We start from the raw sequence: 17,403 nt of genomic DNA, 5'->3' as shown, positions 1-17,403 counted from the left end.
GCCAACAAGAAAACCGGTCATTAGAATAGAATTATAGCAACCAAGCACGATGAGCAACGTAACTTTGTGCAAAGCATCTGTAAATATTATAAAAACAACAAATAAAAACACAAAGAATAAAACAATAAATCTTGCGAAATTTGAAAGAACAAATAAAGTCGAATAATCATGGAAAATAAAAATCTTCAATTTAAGACAAACATTAATTGTGGAAATTGTATTGCCAAAGTAAAACCTCATCTAGATAAACTAGAAGGGATTCTTGATTGGAATGTAGACACCGAAAATCAAGACAAAATCCTCACGGTACAATCCGAAAATGTTACAAAAGAAGACGTTATCAACGCAATCAAAAAAACTGGTTTTATTGCGGAACCGTTGGACTAAATACAGATTTTTCTACTGTCAACTATGCACAATAGACAGTAGAAAATTTCTATTTCAATAACAACAACTTATTTTTGAATTCGTGAGTCTCTATAAACCATATATCTTAATAAAAATAACGCTTGTGTTTTTTGCGCTCATTTTGCATTCGAAGACAAGCTATGGCTGTAGCGACCACCATCAAAATATCAAAAGCAACCACAGGAAACTTGACTATGCATCGGAGGAACGAAAAGTTGATCATCTAAAGCAAGCTTCGATTAAACACGCTGAACAACAAGAGGACAAGGTAAACGATGAACACCACTGCTGTCACGCCTGCGGACAAGCCTCTTGTAAATGTTGTATGGCGAGTCAATACGCCTTCCTAATACCGTATCCATATATTCTTCCGAAAAGTTTCACCGAGACTACAGATAAAACTAAAAACTTCTATTTTGACTTAAAAAATATTTCATCAGGACACTTATTTGTCTGGGTTCCTCCAAAAATAAATCGATCTTTCGCTTGATTAAGTTATGGTTTTATTCCTGTCGTATAAGCTTAAATTACATCGGATAAGTATTTGTGGTAAGCTATACGAATAGTAAATTCATGTACTCAAAAAATCACGATAAAGCGCAATAGAACGACACAATAAATCAGAACCAAAGAAAAGACTTTATGCACAGCACTGGATTCGAACACGTATATTCCAGTAAAAGATAGCATTGATATAGTTGGCAACAGACATAAATAAATTATACATATGAAAACATTAGTTTTAGCAGTTATCCTTATAATAACCAACAGTGCGGTTTTTGCACAACAACATACAGAACAATTATTAAACAGTTATTTGACCGTAAAAAATGCATTAATTGCAAGCGATAGCAAAACAGCTTCAAGCGCAATTGCAACTTTTCATGGTATCCTACAAAGTGAACAGAACTTTGAACAAAAATCTGTATTGCTAGAATCCGTCGAAAAATTTAAAAAATCAGGTTCAAATTTAGAAAAGCAACGTGCGTCTTTTAATGCATTATCAACCATTATGTGGACTGTTGTCAAAAATGCACCAAAGAATAGCACATCTCTGTATTACCAGTACTGTCCAATGAAGAAAGCTTATTGGGTAAGTAAAGAAAAAGATATAAAAAATCCATATTATGGATCGAGTATGCTCTCATGTGGCAAGGTCGTGGAAACAAAAAATTAGTTCGAACGAACAACAACATAATTTCCTAAGAAGACAGTCGGTAGCGAACACCCGCCTTAATTTATCAAAGGTCGTTGTCTTTACGTATACACGACTGTCTCTTTAGCCTATTTATTGTGACCTTACTGACAAAAAAATCAGGTATAACTTCTAGGAAGCCATGATAAACAAGAAACAGCTACTCCACATATTTTTTATAGTTTTCACAGCTATTCCGACGACATTCGCACAAAGAAAGGTTCATTACGATCTCTACGTTACCGATACACTTGTAAACTACGCTGGAAAACAAAAGCGCGCTATTGCGGTAAACGGACAGATCCCAATGCCTACCCTCGAATTCACACAAGGTGACACTGCCGAAATCGCAGTACACAATCTATTGAACGAAGCGACATCACTACATTGGCATGGTATATTCCTTCCCAATAAAGAAGACGGTGTGCCTTATCTAACGCAGTTACCTATAGCTGCAGGCAGTACCTATACCTATCGTTTTCCGATCAAACAACACGGCACTCATTGGTACCATTCGCACTCCGGATTACAAGAACAAATCGGGATGTACGGTAGTTTCATCATCCATAAAAAAAAATCAGATAGCACCTTTCGTAAGAATATCGACGATTTACCTCAGATTCCAATTATGCTGAGCGAATGGACAAATTTTAAACCAGAACAGGTTCAACACATGCTTCACGCTGCCAATGATTGGTTTGCCATAAAGAAAGGCGCCACACAGACTTACCTCGAAGCCATCCGTGAAGGCCACTTGAAAACAAAAATCACCAATGAATGGAAACGCATGCTAGCCATGGATGTGAGTGACGTGTATTATGATAAAGTCTTGATGAATGGTGAACACGAATCTTATTTAAAAAGTATTGAAGGAAAACATATTAAAGCCGGTGATAAAATCAAATTAAGGATTTCCAATGGCGGAGCATCCTCCTACTTTTGGTTGAGATACGCCGGTGGAAAAATATCTGTTGTAGCCAGTGATGGCAACGATATCGAACCAATTGAAGTCGACAGACTTCTAATCGCTGTTTCGGAAACCTACGATCTCGTCGTTACAGTTCCCGAAAATGGCCATGCTTATGAATTTCAAGCGACTACAGAAGACCGAACACAAACAACAAGTATTTTTATAGGAGATGGTATCCGACAGTCCATTGACGCTTTGCCCCGACTAAAATATTTTGAAGGAATGAAGATGATGAACGACATGATGAAGATGAACGGAGATCTGGATGATATGGGGATGTCAATGAGCTTAAATCAGATGGATATGAATGGTGTTATGTATCCTGAAGTGTCGGGAGATGATGTTCATCAGCAAAAAAAGACCGTGCAAGCAGATCACAAACACTTGGGTACCATTGAAACACAACGTAAGGAAATCATTACGTTAAACTATGCCATGTTTCGGTCGCCAACAAACACAAAGATTAATCCTCCTGCTCCAGTAAGAGAGATGACATTTACGTTAACGGGTAATATGAATCGATATGTATGGAGTATGGACAATCGTGTACTCGCTGAGTCTGATAAAATTCCGGTAAAAAAAGGGGAAGTTCTTCGAATTACTCTACACAATAATTCCATGATGCGCCACCCTATGCATCTCCATGGGTTTGATTTTAGGTTACTAAATGGACAAGGCGATTATTCTCCATTGAAAAACATCATCGATATAATGCCTATGGAAACTGACACTATAGAATTCAAGGCTGATGAAGAAGGAGATTGGTTTTTCCATTGCCATATTCTTTATCATATGATGGCGGGAATGAATAAAGTTTTTTCTGTTGGAAAATACGATAATCCGATATTATCAGACAGAGAAAAAGCATACCAGCTACTACAGCATGAAAGTAACATGCCTCATTTCACTGCAGAAAATGATTTTGCTACAAACGGAAATGATGGTTCTGCAATGTTTATGAATGCACGATGGAGTCTTGGTACGGAATGGCGACTGGGGTACAATAATATGCATGGTTACGAGGTGGAAACACATTTAGGGCGTTTCATTGGAAAAATGCAGTGGTTAATGCCTTTTATAGGTTTCGACTGGCGTTATCGAAAAATGGGGATGGATGAACACGAGAAAAATATCTTTGGCCAAGCAAATAAAAAAGACAACAGAACAGCCGTTAGTCTAGGCCTTATGTATACCCTACCTATGCTCATCAATATCCAAACAGAAGTTTACCACGACGGCATATTCCGCGTCTCGTTGATGCGCAAAGATATTCCGCTAAGTAAACGCATACGCGGAGGTTTCATGATCAACACCGATCGGGAATATATGGGCGACCTACGCTATATCATTACAAAAAACATGGGAATCCGCGGACATTACGACAGCGACATGGGATTCGGTCTAGGATTATCACTAAATTACTAAGCATGGAAATCAATCGTAATAATCTACAAAACGAAGAATTTATTCCATTCTCAGAAAAAGAGACTGAGATTATCAGCACAGCAGGTGGAATATTTCGTTTTCAAGAAACATCCTTTGATGGCCTTCAGTTTGTTAAGTGTAACTACTCCCTCCTTGAAAAAGAAAAACTGCATATCCATATTGAAAAAGAGGTGTTGGAAATGCACTTCCGCTTGCAGGGTACGAGTCAAATACATCGGAGTAAAAGTCCAATTCATTTGGAACAGGGAAACAATATGTTAACTTATCAACGAGATGATGTGCAAAAAGTGATTCTTAATCCTGTAGAATACGGTACATTTCTAGAAATTCGAATTGGCAAATCACAGTTTGAAAAATTCATGCACGAGGATATCGTCCAAAGTACTCGGAATCTCTTTTCTGGATCTGCACATCAAATCACCCCTACCATGCGACTACTTATTGCTGATATGACAAATAATCGCTATCAGGGAAAAATGAAAGCATTGTTTCTGGAGTCAAAAATGACGGAGCTTTTTCTTCTCCAGTTACAACAAAAAAGCGCTATAAGACCTCAATCAAACACGTTAAAAAAATCCGAGATAGAACTTCTATATGCTATTAAAGAATATATTACGAGAAATAAATATAACTACCTAAGTCTCGACCAACTTTCCAAACAATTTGGCATTAACAAAACAAAACTAATGCGTGGATTCAAAGGTATTTTCGGGCAGACAATCTACCAATATATAGTAGAGCTCAAATTAAACAGCGCAAAATCGATGCTGATCAATGAGGATAAATTTGTCAATGAAGTTGCTTACGAGATCGGTTATAAAAATCCCCAGCATTTTGTTGAGGCATTCAAAAAGAGATTTGGAATATCCCCTGGAAAGCTCAAGTCAAAATAAATTCGTTTAAGCTTGCTGTCCGTATCTTATCACTGTCAAAAACGATCATAAATGATTTAAACACGTATTTACACCTTTTTTTGAATTTGTTTTTCCATCGAACAAAAAAGGCATAGTATTTGATAATTTATCATTAGGTTAATAATTGGTTTGAAAAGCTTCGAGTCGCCCGATTTCGAGGCTTTTCTTTTTTGATCTCTTATTTTCTTGACAACATTTCAACTAAGTAATAGGTTTTTAAACGATTAAAAATAAAGCTCATCTTTAAATCTCCTTTAAACTTTAACAATCATTTAACTTATCGATCTATGCCTTATCATTAATTAAACTTACCTTTGGTGAAGTTGGTCTGTTTATACTAACTTGCAACAATATGTATACTTTTCCATTCGCCTTCGATGAGCCAATCCATAAAATTTAGTAATGTCAATACCGTATTTTCGAAATCTTTGAAACAAAAGATTAACGATCACTTTACCAGTACTCTTCAAAAGAAAACCGGTAATAGAAAAATATTCATCAAAGCAACCATCTTACTCGCCGCTTTTATAATTTTATATGCTGTTCTAGTCTTTGTGCAACCCCACTGGTCTATAAGTATCGTTTTATGCATTCTTTTTGGCTCAAATTTAGCTGCAATCGGATTTAACATCATGCATGACGCGGGACACAACTCGTTCTCTGATAACAAGAATTTAAACACTGTTCTGTCCTACACATTAAATCTATTAGGTGGTAATATATTCTTCTGGAAAATAAAACATAATATAGCACACCATACATATACCAATATCGATGGAGAAGATCATGATATCGAAGTTAAGTTTATGCGTATACATCATGATCAAAAATTAAAAAAACATCACCGTTACCAACGGTTTTATTTCCCTTTATTGTACGGAATTTCCTATCTCGCGTGGATTTTCTATCAGGATTACGAAAAGTATTTCAGACAACGAATGGGAGTAAGTTCTGAACGCTTTAACTTTCCACTTCAAGAGAAGATTATTTTTTGGACAAGCAAAGCACTGCACTTCGGTCTATTCATTATTGTTCCTATTTTGTATGTTGGTTTTTTACCAACATTTATCGGACTTTTAATTGCTGGTATGGTTTGTGGCATGAGCTTAGCGACTGTATTCCAATTGGCCCATGTCGTTTCCGAAACTGAATTTAAAACCATCAATCTTGCAAAAGTTGAAGAAGAGTGGATGATCCATCAAATACAGTCTACAGCCAATTTTGCTACAAGAAACAAAGTATTAACTTGGATACTCGGAGGTTTAAATTTTCAAGTTGAGCACCATCTTTTTCCAAAAATCAGCCATGTACATTATCCTGCCCTTAATCGTATCGTGCAACAAACATGCAAAGAGTACAACATTAAGTATAACGAATATAAATCATTCTGGAGTGCATTTAGATCGCATATCAATGTCATACATTCGTTGTCGAGATAACAACTAACATCTCAAAATTTGAATAATAGAAATAGGTGTTTACAATAAATAATCGAAAAAACTTTCGTTTACCATTAATTTGCTCTACTTTTGCTGTAATACAAGGCTCTGCCTACGCTCCATACTATACTGGTCGATACACGACCACAAGTCATGAAGCATTATCAGTTGCCACTTTAAAGTTATCAACAATATATACAGCATACATTTGCTGAGTGGCATTGAAGTTTTTCGTTTAGTCTCCCTCCGTATATTTCTGTTAACAACAAAGTACATTGTTTTGCCCTAGCAAGTAAGCAATACCTTGTAACATTTTTTATAATCTTCGCTTAAAAAGGGATTATTATAAATGAAAAAGATAAGAAAGAATGAATTTCAACAACATAGGGATAATAGCTCCCATTTTTGATGCTATTAAAGAGATAGGTTACACAGAACCTACAGAAATACAAAAACAAGCCATTCCTATCATATTGTCGGGTAAAGATATTATAGGATGTGCACAAACAGGGACGGGAAAGACAGGCGCATTTGCGCTACCTATTCTTCAGTTGTTAACGTTAGAAACAAAAAAAAATAAAAATCCTCGCGCATTGGTGCTTGTGCCAACAAGAGAATTAGCCCTACAAATTGATCAAAGTGTAGCAGGTTATGCTAAGCATATTGCTGTCCGCCATCTCGCTATCTATGGCGGTGTTTCCGCTCTAAAACAGATTGACCAACTCCAAAAAGGAATTGACATACTTATCGCTACCCCAGGTCGGCTGTTAGATCTTGTGTCGCAGGGTCATATTACGCTTAGCGATATACAATACCTCGTATTAGACGAAGCGGATAATATGCTCGACATGGGCTTTATCCATGATCTGAAACGTATATTAAAACTCGTTCCGCAAAAAAGACAAACACTATTCTTTTCCGCGACCATGCCACAAGCTATTCGTAAGTTGGCGGATAGTATATTGAGTCATCCAGCAGAAATTAACGTAACTCCAGTTTCCTCTACAGCAGAAAAAATAAGTCAATCTGTCTTCTTCATAGAAAAGAAAGAAAAAACGGCACTTTTGACTAAAATATTAAAAAAAGAGAAACAAATTCAAACGCTTATTTTTACGCGAACAAAGCATGGTGCAGACCGATTATCTAAGTCTTTAAGCAAGAGTGGGGTGGTCAGTGCTTGCATTCACGGAAATAAATCGCAGAACGCAAGGCAAAATGCGTTAACTTCTTTTAAAAATGGTACGATTAATGTACTGATAGCAACTGATATTGCAGCACGTGGAATTGACATCAGCGAATTGCCTCAAGTAATTAATTACGATTTGCCGGAGGATTCGGAGACTTATGTGCATCGGATAGGTCGTACGGGGCGTGCTGGAAAAGAAGGAAAAGCCTATTCATTTTGCAGTGAAGAAGAAAAACCACTGTTGATGAAGATACAAAAGCTAATCGGGTTTCAGTTACCCATAACAAAGTAAATAACAATTTATCAATTAATATAATAATACAATGCAAGAAGGAACAGTAAAATTCTTTAACGAGACTAAAGGTTTCGGTTTTATCACACCAAAAAATGGCGGTGCAGATGTTTTTGTACACTCTTCAGGACTTACTAGCCAAGTTCGTGAAAATGATACAGTAACTTACGAAGTAGAAAATGGAAAAAAAGGACTAAATGCAGTCAATGTTCGCGTAGTGCGATAGTTTCATATTCCAAAAAAACCTAAAAGGCGTCTAAAAAGTTTCGTACTAATCTTCACTTCATTTATCAACGACAAAGTCTTTGATGTAATGTAGTCAGAAAATGTCGTTCTTTTTAGACACCTTTTTTTATTTACTATACACTTTTAATGAAAAAACAAAAAGCCACCCTTTCTCGAGCAGCTTTCATTTATCAATAATATTGAAGTTTTATAGTATAATTTCCACCTCGGAAATTTGATTTCCTTGTTTAGATCTTCTCGACTTATACTTGACTTTTTGGTTCAACTTTAATACCATGCCAGCAAGGTTATCATTAAAATAAACTGTTTCTCCAGATTCATTATCACGAATAAAGCCATAGTGACCTGTCTCATTGTAATAAGACACTTTTCCGTACAAGTAATCATCTTCCGAGACCACCGGTCGATGCAAATCTTCTTCTTTAAATTTATAAGTCTGCGTCGGAGGTGTAGACGATATGTTTCCGAATTCATCAACATAGGCAAACATCTCTTCTAAAGATTTCCCCTTATCGTTGTTTGCCTTATTCGACTCACGTCTCTCTTGTTTTTCCTGTTTTTTTTGTAGCTTTTTTTTAGCTGTTTCTTTTTTCTTGAATGTTAGTTGACTTTTCGCCATTAAATAGAATTAATTTTTTATAGTAATTGAAAGGTATAAGTTCTTAAGACAGCGAACACAGCTTGGAGATAAGAAATAGATGCCTCTATGAATAGATCAAAGATACGAATATAAAACGATAAAAGAGAAAAAACGAATGCAATTGCCATTTCCTCCCCATTTGTTAAAGCCGACATTTATGTGTTTTTATTCGTTGCTACTACCGTAATAATGACAGCATTAGTCCATTCTATTCACCACATGAGCTCGAAACATGCCTACATTATGATAGCAATAGCATGCAAATGATAAGTCGACTATTTTTTTTTTCAAATGTACTATTTTACAAAACTGTGGTTTATCGCCTACAGCCAAAATAACTGATAATCGTTATTTTTGATCAAATCAAATACCGTAAAATCCTGAACAAGCTTTCAGCTTATCTATTTAAACTTATGGAAAATATTTTTTTGCGTAGAACCCTTTTTGTTTTCATCCCCCTTTTATTCGTTACCTTTCTCAGTTTTCCACAAGGCAAAATAGCATTTAAAAGTAAAGACAACATCAGCTTATTCTACAGTACGAAAAAAACAACAAAAAACTGGATAAACATCAGTATCAATGCAAGCCCAACAAAAAGCTTATATACCCTGCATGCAGAAAACATGGATGCTCCTGTTTCTTTCGAGATTACCGATGCTTATAAACTAGATGACAGTTACTATGCTATTCCGGTAACGATGTTAGGTTCTAAATTATACTTTATTTTCTCCCGTCAATACAGCAGAGCATTGTTAGTTAGCGATAATAAAAAGACAATCCCTCTAAAAGTTGAATTAACGAAAGTAAGCATAGACGGCAATCAAAAAAGCGAGGGACAAGTGAAATTGGAAAATATGATTTCATTGTTAGAATTATTAATCTAAGTTGCGAAAATTCATGCGGCACTTTTCAGAAATGAGTCTCCCCGTTTCAAGCTATCTTACGTTAAGATTAACAATTTGTTACGTTTCAAATTTTAACAAAAATTAAATAAAAAACATTCTACTTTCGCAGCAAGTTTCGTGATGAAACAACGCGCAGAGTACTCAAATTAGGGAGTTAGGGAAGGTTCGAATCCTTCCTCTGCAACTATATAAAATGTCTTATCTTTTGTTTGCTTTAAGGTTCATTTCAAAAAGAAAAAGTTACCCGACTTCCTTAATGCAGAAACATCTATTTTTAGAGTTGTTACAACGTAAAATTTCAAAAAAAACAAAGCAAATATTTTATTAATCGCAAAATTTAAGGATTTATTATATTTTTGGTATTTAACAGTAATGGCAATACTAAATTATGACAGACTTTAAACAGCAGATTATTCAGGGATCTATAGAAGCCTACAAGAAATATGTGCCACATATTTCCATTGATACAGTGATTTTTGGATTTGAGGAGCATGAGCTACACGTACTGCTTTTAAAAATGAACTACAACCAGCAATGGTTTCTCCCAGGAGGCTACCTACTTAAAGAAGAAAACTTAGAAGAAGCAGCAAATCGCATATTATTTGAAAGATCCGGTGCTGAGAACATTTTTTTGAAAGAATTTGGTGTATTCGGAGATTATGGGCGCACACAAGACGCCTTTAAGGATTTCGACAATAACCTTTGGCACAAACAGAGATTTATTACCATAGGATACTATGCCCTCGTAAATTATCGAACAGTTAAACCCATTCCCGACATTTACAGTGAGCTTTGTCAATGGGTTCCGTTAACCAAACTCAACGAAATTTCTTTGACCATGGATCATAGCAAAATCATCCAAAACGCCTTACAAACATTACGTACGCAGCTCTCCTACCAACCCATTGGTTATAATTTACTTCCTGAAAAATTTACCTTAACCGAATTTCAACGACTCTATGAAATTATATTAGGAAGAACCTTAAATCGCGGTAATTTCTACCGAAAAATTAAAAATCTAGGTATTTTAAAAAAATTAGAAGAACAACGTTCTGGAGGAGCACATCGTCCAGCCGACTACTACATTTTTGAAGAAGACGCATATAACAAAGCTTTAGAAACAGGAATAGATAAATGGTAGAATGCACAATCGACACATCCTACCATCTTTTAAACGATTTTCAACAAATCGTTTTTTTATGACTTTTGTCCAAAGGCAAGCTATTTCAAAGTGGGTTCATCGTCTACTAATGCCTTGAAAGCCTCGATAAAAACCGAAAGATCACGAATCAGTTCCTCATCTGATACCTCTCCCGAAGCACTGAACTTCCCTTTAATACCTTTTATCAATAAGGTTGTATTCGTATTGAATCTCGCCATAAGGGTCTTCATTATCAGCTGAAGCTCCTCATGCCCTTTTTCACCATGTGCTGACGCTGTAATTATTCCTAAGGTCTTATCTGAAAAAATAGTCGTCGATACACTCCATTCAATAACATTCTTTAATCCGCTTGGAATACTAAAAACGTACTCAGGGGTACACATGAGCACCGCATCCGCATCGGAAACATCTTTCCTAAATTTCTGGACAGCGTCGGGAACCTCGCCAACAGACTTTTGCGGATCAAAATGAGGCATTTTCTTTAAATCCTCAACGACAGATACATCGAATAGATGGTTTGTCTGTGCTATGAAATACTGAATGAGTCTTTCATTAGATGATGTTGTACTTGCACTTCCATTAATCACCAGAACCTTTCTTTTTTGCATTTCACTAAAATATGCATTATAAAGAGTCCGACCTATAATTTAGAATAAGATTCGCGCAAATCGCCATCTTAGACTTGTAATAAATATCTAAAGAACCCGATCAAGCCCAAACCTCGTTTTTTATTTATTTTTCAGTTTGTTGTGCAGATGTTCCCGTGTACCGTTCCCCTGTAATTTTTATTCCATTAAGTGCCGTTGTCAGACTCTGCAATTCATCCTTTGAAAATGTATAATATGTTGCTCCCATGTTTTCTTGTAGGTGCGCCAATTTCGTTGTTCCAGGAATAGGTACTATAAATGGTTTCTGTACTAGTAACCAAGCTAAGGCAACCTGCGCCACCGTCATCCCTCTTAAATCACCAAACTCCTTCAACGTATCGATAAGTGGCCAATTCGCTATGACATTTTCAGCTTGATAACGAGGTAAAGAAGGTCTGTTATCATTATTTGCATTGTATCTAGAGCGTTCGTTTAAATATCCGGTAATCATTCCCCTACTTAATGGACTATAAGGTACAAAACCGATACCCAACTCTTCACAAACCTGGATAACATCATTTTCTGGCTGACGCGTCATTAAAGAATACTCACTTTGTAATGCTGTAAGCGGCTGAACAGCATGTGCCTTTCTAATATTCACCTCACCGGCTTCACTTAAACCAAAATATTTCACTTTACCCTCTTGAATAAGATCTTTAACGGTACCTGCAACGTCTTCCATCGGAACAAGCGGATCAACACGGTGTTGATAGAGCAGATCAATATAATCCGTCCGCAAACTTTTCAAGGAATGCTCTACGACAGCCCTTATACGTTCTGGACGACTATCCAATCCATTATGGGGTCTACCATTCCTGAACCCAAATTTGGTCGCTATAACAATTTCCTTTCGAAAAGGCATTAAGCCTCCCCTATTAATTCCTCATTCGAAAGTGGACCATAAGCCTCGGCAGTATCAAAAAAATTCAACCCCATATCGTAAGCTTTCCCGATTAAATGGAACATTACTTTCTTATCCGGCACAAAACTACGGTGGTAACTCATCCCCATACATCCCAAGCCCAGTGAAGAGACTTTTAATGCGGCATTTCCTGTACCTAAGATACGTTGTGTCTTATCGCCCCCTGTTGAAAACTTATCGCTATTTTCCTTTTCAGTCCCAAAAGCACTTGACATTAAAAATGTACTACCTAAAACTGCTGTGGACTTCAAAAATTTTCTACGCATATTATCTTCCATCATTTTACTATTTAACGTTCAAAATAAATTATACCTTTCAAGTCAAAAAGGATAAAGCAAATTTCAGAAGATTGCACTGTATCTCGTTTATACAGATTACTGCATTTCTTACCCTTATTACAGTTTGTAAAAACGAACGCTTGCAGATGTTGATAAATAAAAAACCTACTTTAGGTCACCGATTTAGTTGACTTAAAGTAGGTTTACTTTATACTTCTATTTAAGTACGATTACAAATTTAAGGCATCCAATACTGGCGTCTTAACGGTATGTAAGCTTGTTTGCACCTTTTGATTCATTTGATCAAATACAACGATGGTATTTTTTCCTTGCCGCAAATATACACCAGGAATGAACAACGTTTGTTGAGGCCCCACTTTCCAGTACCTCCCTATATTTATTCCATTCACAAATACCACTCCTTTTCCCCAACTTTCCATATCTAGAAAGGTATCTCCTACTTCAGACAAGTTGAATTCACCCGTATATAAAAAAGGGATATTCTTAGTGTCTCTTACCGCCTTGGTATTGCTTGTTTTAGCACCTTTCAATAACAATCCTAAATCCGTTTCACTATCCATAGGAACTGGCGTACTTATCCAACTTCCAGAGATTTCCACGTCATTAATAAGAACAGGACTAATAATCCCCTTTGTATTATGAATAATTTCAGCCCCATAATTTATTCTACCCATATTTTCTACTACAATTTGAAGCGTTGAATTAAATGGAACATCAATAGGGATTTCAAAGCTATTATCGTAACGATTTAACTCACCTACAGGTTCCCCATCCACATACACCATTGCATAATCACGTAATCCTTCAACCACAAGGTTCCCTTGGATGGGTTGATTAAATTGTCGCGAATAAATAACATAACCAAAAGGATGAGCGAGCTCCTCAAAAGTCAGGGGCTGATCACTTTCCTTTCCTTTCAATTTTGTAACAGCATCAAGCAAATTTATCGATTTAGCTAAAGAAATATTAGAAATTTCAATGACAGGAAGACGAGGAGGAACTTCTGGCACATGGTAATCGACATGTTTAAGCATCAACTCCCGGATAGCATCATATTTTGCTGTACTCCAACCGGCTTCGCTAATAGGCGCATCGTAATCATAACTCGTAAGATCGGGCTGTATACCATGTTGTTTGTTATAATTCGCTCCACTGGTAAATCCAAAATTTGTCCCACCGTGGGCCATGTAGTAATTAAAAGATACCTTATCCTTTAAATAGATTTCAGTCTGTGCCGCAATTTTTTCTACAGAAACCTGAGGAAAAGGCTCAGCCCAATGACTTAACCAGCCGGGATAGAATTCCGCAACCATATAAGGCCCCTGTCCTCCATGATATTGATTAACCGCTTTCTTTAGATTATCAACATTATCCTCTCCGTTAGCCGTTGGTAGTGCCCCTGCTGTAGCACCTCCTTCAAAAAGCCATGTCCCGTCTGATGTAAATAGAGGTACATCAAATCCCGCTTCTTCCAATTGCTTTTTAATTTTAGCGTTATAAGCCCTATGTTCCTCAAGGGGAATATCTTTTCGTTGGCTGACGTAAGAACCGAACTCATTTTCGGCTTGAACCATAATAATAGGTCCGCCTTTTGTAATCTGCAAACTTCCAATCTCTTGCCCTAAGCGTTTTAAATACTTCTCTGTGTAATTTAGAAAAGCAGCATTATCGCGTCTAATTTCTAAGCCAGGAATGTTCTGAAGCCACCAAGGGTATCCGCCAAATTCCCACTCAGCACAAGCATAAGGTCCTGGACGTAAAATAACCATCAATCCCTCTTCTTGTGCTGTACGTACAAAAGCAGCAAGATCGTGGTCTCCAGCAAAATTCCATTGTCCTTCTTTTGCTTCATGAAAATTCCAAAAAACATAAGTAGCCACTGTATTCAATCCCATAGCCTTCAACATCTGTAGCCGATGTCTCCAATATTGATGAGGAATACGCGCATAATGTATTTCTCCGGAATGGATCTGTACCGGCTTACCATCGTACAAGAAATTACCATCGCTAATTTTAAATTGATGCTCCTGCGCTTGTAAATGCACAGAAAAAGCAGAGCCCATAAGAAGACCCGCTAATACCACATGTTTATATATTTTCATTTTCATATACGATTTTAATAGTCAGATCGAACGTGAATCCTGTTTATTTATACGCTTTTTGTCTTTTACAATCATCGATATCTACGTTTTTATTATTCTTTACGAATAGATTCTCCACTAAAAAACGGATAATCAACATTTACCAAAGAGCTATCTTTCAGATATAGGAAATCGGGCTCTCACTTTTTAAAAAAATAAACAATGGTTAACAAAAACGATATAGCAAATTCTCATTCACCCACTGCTTTTAATAGAATTGTAGGCAAAAGTAGTAAAACGTTATAGAAAATAGAGTCATGAAGCTTTTTTTAAATTAGCTTCCTAAGCTCTTTTCACTACTACTACAATTTTCTTGTCTTATGAAAAGTATATAAAAACTAGATAGTATTAAATTGCAATATCAAAAAAGAATAAATTTACACTGTAATAATGCATTGAAGATGAACAAAAATTACGAAAGAGTCTATAAAATGTCTTTTGCCACCGTATATCCTTTATACATACAAAAAGTGGAAAAAAAAGAACGGACAAAAGAAGAAGTCGACAAAATTATATATTGGCTGACAGGGTATGATGAAAAAGCCTTACGTCAATTAATCCATGAAAAAACAAACTTTGAAACATTTTTTGCTCAAGCTCCCCAGTTAAATCCCAATGTTTCAAAAATTACAGGCATCATTTGCGGCTATCGCATAGAGGAAATTGAAGATGAACTCATACGGAAAGTTCGTTACTTAGACAAATTAATAGATGAGCTTGCAAAAGGAAAAAGTATGGAAAAAATTCTAAGAAAATAAAAAAGGATAACAGTAAATTTGCCGCATGAGGCAAGGATTAGTTTTCGAAAAGTATACCGTTAAAGATTTTGCAATTTATTATTCTTTGGTAAAGGATGATGATGTTATGAAATACATTACGGGAAAAGGAATGTCAGAAAATGAAGCGCAACAAAAATTTGATTCCATACTGTCCATTAATGAACAAGAAGATGCACTCGGTTATTTCAAACTTTTAGATCAAAAGGGCTTCTTAATTGGTGATTGCAAACTTGTAAATTATGAAAAAGATCCCGCGGTCTTTGAAATTGGTTATTTACTAAAAAAAGCATATTGGAATAGAGGCTTAGGCACACAGGTATGCGAAAATCTATTAGCACTTGCTACGAAGCTCGACTTTTACAAAGACATTGTAGGCATAATAGATCCTGACAATATTGCATCGAAAAGGTTATTGGAAAAATTTGGCTTCAAAAGCTATTTTATTGGCATAGAAGATCAGCTTCCTACACAAAAATTAAGGTTATTAAGAACTTCAAAAAAATAAACCGAGCATATTTCGGACAATAACTGAAACGTGTCAGTTTTTTGGCTTTGCTATAAATGGCAGCAACAATCCTTGTCCCACAATCGTCAACAATACAACGACCGACGTAATATAAATTATATCATTTTTCATAGGGAAAGGAGCCCCATTATGTAATATATGAGGCAAACCTATAGCCAAGGCTAGCGAAATAATGCCCCGCATGCCCGACCAGCTTATAATCATACTTTCTTGTACACTAAGCAATATAGACTCGGGGATGTTTCGTTTACGCTTTCCATCTTTACCATTTCGAAATGCTTTATATAATCTTCTACGTTGTGTAAATACGCTTAGTGTACGAAGGATCAACGCTGTAAGTGTAATAACAAAACCATACATTCCGTAAATCCATAATTGATCTGTACTCAATTTCTTTACAACAATGGGCAATTCCAACCCGATTAGAATAAAAATTAATCCGTTGAGCAAGAAAGTAATCATATCCCAAATATTTTCTGACTGTACTTTTAAACGTTCAGGAAATCGAACGGCACTGAGTCTCGACAAGCTAAATCCCAAGGTCACCACCGCAATAACACCCGACGTGTGGAAGTGTTCGGCAATCAAGTACAATACAAAAGGAGATAAAAGGACGAGGCTAAGCACAGCAATATTATTTTCGCGCATCAACTTTAACAGAAAGCCAAGAAGCTTCGAAAAGAGAATCCCGATAAAAAATCCGCCCGCCAATAAAATCACAAAAGATAACGTTGCATCCCAGAATACGAAAGCAGTTCCTCCCAAAGCTGCTAACGCAAATTTAAATGCAACCAACGCCGACGCATCATTCAAAAGGCTCTCTCCTTCTAAAACTGTATTCGTCAATGAAGACAATTTCATTCCCTTAGTAATGTTTAAGGCTGCTACAGCATCCGTTGGGGCAAGAATAGCCCCCAGTACAAAGGCAAGAGGCCAAGACATACCTGGAATGACATAGTAAGAGACTACAGCTATACCAAGCGTAGTAATAAATACCAAACTAAAAGCTAATCCCGATATCGTATAAATATTCGCTTTAAATTCTGGCCAATGAATTTTAAAAGAAGCATCATATAACAATGGCGGTAAAAAAAGTAAGAAAACGATTTCAGATTCTATTTCTATAATGGGCATCCCCGGAATATAACCAACCGCGATCCCAGCTAAAATTAAAACAATGGGTGAGGATATTTTGATTTTATCCGCCAACGTGCTTAAAATGACCATTAGCCCCAAAAGCACTAAGATTATCGCATAATTCTCCATATTATGTTGGTTATAGTACC

The 17,403-nt window shown here is 36.3% G+C and carries 17 protein-coding genes; 11 read left to right on the top strand and 6 right to left on the bottom strand.

What is annotated here, in order from left to right; all coding sequences use genetic code 11:
• Positions 1–168 precede the first annotated feature (168 nt).
• From ACSZOX_RS05840 to ACSZOX_RS05810, 7 genes are all read left to right on the top strand, one after another.
• On the top strand, positions 169–387 hold the full coding sequence (locus ACSZOX_RS05840) for a heavy-metal-associated domain-containing protein (RefSeq protein ID WP_437918882.1): 219 nt from the start codon (positions 169–171) through the stop codon (positions 385–387).
• Positions 388–1,135: 748 nt separating this feature from the next.
• Positions 1,136–1,585, top strand: a complete 450-nt coding sequence (locus ACSZOX_RS05835) for a DUF3347 domain-containing protein (RefSeq protein ID WP_437918881.1) — start codon at positions 1,136–1,138, stop codon at positions 1,583–1,585.
• A gap of 160 nt (positions 1,586–1,745) precedes the next feature.
• A complete protein-coding gene (locus ACSZOX_RS05830) occupies positions 1,746–3,998 on the top strand; it encodes a multicopper oxidase family protein (RefSeq protein ID WP_437918880.1) in 2,253 nt (750 codons plus the stop codon).
• Between the two features lie 2 nt (positions 3,999–4,000).
• On the top strand, positions 4,001–4,912 hold the full coding sequence (locus ACSZOX_RS05825; RefSeq protein ID WP_437918879.1) for a helix-turn-helix domain-containing protein: 912 nt from the start codon (positions 4,001–4,003) through the stop codon (positions 4,910–4,912).
• 398 nt (positions 4,913–5,310) lie between these two features.
• Positions 5,311–6,372 carry a fatty acid desaturase family protein gene (locus tag ACSZOX_RS05820; RefSeq protein ID WP_437918878.1) on the top strand — a complete coding sequence of 354 codons (1,062 nt, stop codon included), beginning with the start codon at positions 5,311–5,313 and terminating at the stop codon, positions 6,370–6,372.
• Between the two features lie 368 nt (positions 6,373–6,740).
• Positions 6,741–7,850 (top strand): DEAD/DEAH box helicase, encoded by a 1,110-nt coding sequence (locus ACSZOX_RS05815; RefSeq protein WP_437918877.1) that lies wholly within the window; start codon positions 6,741–6,743, stop codon positions 7,848–7,850.
• Between the two features lie 31 nt (positions 7,851–7,881).
• Entirely contained in the window at positions 7,882–8,076 is a 195-nt protein-coding gene (locus ACSZOX_RS05810; protein ID WP_437918875.1) for a cold-shock protein, read from the top strand.
• 207 nt (positions 8,077–8,283) lie between these two features.
• Here the strand turns inward: ACSZOX_RS05810 and ACSZOX_RS05805 are convergent, their stop codons facing one another.
• Entirely contained in the window at positions 8,284–8,715 is a 432-nt protein-coding gene (locus ACSZOX_RS05805) for a cold-shock protein (protein WP_437918874.1), read from the bottom strand.
• 434 nt (positions 8,716–9,149) lie between these two features.
• On the opposite strand from ACSZOX_RS05805, the gene ACSZOX_RS05800 reads away from it, so the two are divergent.
• Positions 9,150–9,620 (top strand): hypothetical protein, encoded by a 471-nt coding sequence (locus ACSZOX_RS05800; protein WP_437918873.1) that lies wholly within the window; start codon positions 9,150–9,152, stop codon positions 9,618–9,620.
• Positions 9,621–10,029: 409 nt separating this feature from the next.
• Complete coding sequence (locus ACSZOX_RS05795) at positions 10,030–10,782, top strand: NUDIX hydrolase (RefSeq protein ID WP_437918872.1); 753 nt, start codon at positions 10,030–10,032, stop codon at positions 10,780–10,782.
• A gap of 80 nt (positions 10,783–10,862) precedes the next feature.
• Here the strand turns inward: ACSZOX_RS05795 and ACSZOX_RS05790 are convergent, their stop codons facing one another.
• From ACSZOX_RS05790 to ACSZOX_RS05775, 4 genes are all read right to left on the bottom strand, one after another.
• Positions 10,863–11,411 carry an NADPH-dependent FMN reductase gene (locus tag ACSZOX_RS05790; RefSeq protein ID WP_437918871.1) on the bottom strand — a complete coding sequence of 183 codons (549 nt, stop codon included), beginning with the start codon at positions 11,409–11,411 and terminating at the stop codon, positions 10,863–10,865.
• Positions 11,412–11,535: 124 nt separating this feature from the next.
• The gene (locus ACSZOX_RS05785; RefSeq protein ID WP_437918870.1) at positions 11,536–12,312 is read right to left on the bottom strand and encodes an aldo/keto reductase; all 777 of its coding nucleotides are present in this window, start codon (positions 12,310–12,312) and stop codon (positions 11,536–11,538) included.
• Complete coding sequence (locus ACSZOX_RS05780) at positions 12,312–12,653, bottom strand: aldo/keto reductase (RefSeq protein WP_437918869.1); 342 nt, start codon at positions 12,651–12,653, stop codon at positions 12,312–12,314. Before ACSZOX_RS05780 ends, ACSZOX_RS05785 begins: the two co-directional genes overlap by 1 nt.
• Before the next feature lie 227 nt (positions 12,654–12,880).
• Complete coding sequence (locus ACSZOX_RS05775) at positions 12,881–14,773, bottom strand: glycoside hydrolase family 35 protein (protein ID WP_437918867.1); 1,893 nt, start codon at positions 14,771–14,773, stop codon at positions 12,881–12,883.
• Between the two features lie 440 nt (positions 14,774–15,213).
• Between ACSZOX_RS05775 and ACSZOX_RS05770 the strand changes: the two genes are divergently transcribed.
• The gene (locus tag ACSZOX_RS05770; RefSeq protein ID WP_437918866.1) at positions 15,214–15,570 is read left to right on the top strand and encodes a DUF2200 domain-containing protein; all 357 of its coding nucleotides are present in this window, start codon (positions 15,214–15,216) and stop codon (positions 15,568–15,570) included.
• A gap of 25 nt (positions 15,571–15,595) precedes the next feature.
• Positions 15,596–16,096, top strand: coding sequence for a GNAT family N-acetyltransferase (locus ACSZOX_RS05765; RefSeq protein WP_437918865.1), 501 nt, complete (start codon positions 15,596–15,598; stop codon positions 16,094–16,096).
• 33 nt (positions 16,097–16,129) lie between these two features.
• Here ACSZOX_RS05765 and ACSZOX_RS05760 read toward each other — a convergent pair whose 3' ends face one another.
• Entirely contained in the window at positions 16,130–17,383 is a 1,254-nt protein-coding gene (locus ACSZOX_RS05760) for a Na+/H+ antiporter (protein WP_437918864.1), read from the bottom strand.
• Positions 17,384–17,403: the final 20 nt, after the last annotated feature.

Source organism: Sphingobacterium sp. LRF_L2, from assembly GCF_965644235.1.
Taxonomy (GTDB): domain Bacteria; phylum Bacteroidota; class Bacteroidia; order Sphingobacteriales; family Sphingobacteriaceae; genus Sphingobacterium.
Note: the sequence above shows the minus strand (reverse complement) of the source record. Positions and strands in the feature narration are given on the sequence as shown.

Excerpts from the sequence above, each read along its gene's own strand:
- ACSZOX_RS05810 (WP_437918875.1), top strand. The coding sequence starts at position 7,882 with ATGCAAGAAGGAACAGTAAAATTCTTTAACGAGACTAAAGGTTTCGGT.
- ACSZOX_RS05820 (WP_437918878.1), top strand. The coding sequence starts at position 5,311 with ATGAGCCAATCCATAAAATTTAGTAATGTCAATACCGTATTTTCGAAA.
- ACSZOX_RS05785 (WP_437918870.1), bottom strand. The coding sequence starts at position 12,312 with ATGCCTTTTCGAAAGGAAATTGTTATAGCGACCAAATTTGGGTTCAGG.
- ACSZOX_RS05780 (WP_437918869.1), bottom strand. The coding sequence starts at position 12,653 with ATGATGGAAGATAATATGCGTAGAAAATTTTTGAAGTCCACAGCAGTT.
- ACSZOX_RS05795 (WP_437918872.1), top strand. The coding sequence starts at position 10,030 with ATGACAGACTTTAAACAGCAGATTATTCAGGGATCTATAGAAGCCTAC.
- ACSZOX_RS05760 (WP_437918864.1), bottom strand. The coding sequence starts at position 17,383 with ATGGAGAATTATGCGATAATCTTAGTGCTTTTGGGGCTAATGGTCATT.
- ACSZOX_RS05790 (WP_437918871.1), bottom strand. The coding sequence starts at position 11,411 with ATGCAAAAAAGAAAGGTTCTGGTGATTAATGGAAGTGCAAGTACAACA.
- ACSZOX_RS05830 (WP_437918880.1), top strand. The coding sequence starts at position 1,746 with ATGATAAACAAGAAACAGCTACTCCACATATTTTTTATAGTTTTCACA.
- ACSZOX_RS05770 (WP_437918866.1), top strand. The coding sequence starts at position 15,214 with ATGAACAAAAATTACGAAAGAGTCTATAAAATGTCTTTTGCCACCGTA.
- ACSZOX_RS05775 (WP_437918867.1), bottom strand. The coding sequence starts at position 14,773 with ATGAAAATATATAAACATGTGGTATTAGCGGGTCTTCTTATGGGCTCT.
- ACSZOX_RS05835 (WP_437918881.1), top strand. The coding sequence starts at position 1,136 with ATGAAAACATTAGTTTTAGCAGTTATCCTTATAATAACCAACAGTGCG.
- ACSZOX_RS05765 (WP_437918865.1), top strand. The coding sequence starts at position 15,596 with ATGAGGCAAGGATTAGTTTTCGAAAAGTATACCGTTAAAGATTTTGCA.
- ACSZOX_RS05815 (WP_437918877.1), top strand. The coding sequence starts at position 6,741 with ATGAATTTCAACAACATAGGGATAATAGCTCCCATTTTTGATGCTATT.
- ACSZOX_RS05840 (WP_437918882.1), top strand. The coding sequence starts at position 169 with ATGGAAAATAAAAATCTTCAATTTAAGACAAACATTAATTGTGGAAAT.
- ACSZOX_RS05800 (WP_437918873.1), top strand. The coding sequence starts at position 9,150 with ATGGAAAATATTTTTTTGCGTAGAACCCTTTTTGTTTTCATCCCCCTT.
- ACSZOX_RS05825 (WP_437918879.1), top strand. The coding sequence starts at position 4,001 with ATGGAAATCAATCGTAATAATCTACAAAACGAAGAATTTATTCCATTC.
- ACSZOX_RS05805 (WP_437918874.1), bottom strand. The coding sequence starts at position 8,715 with ATGGCGAAAAGTCAACTAACATTCAAGAAAAAAGAAACAGCTAAAAAA.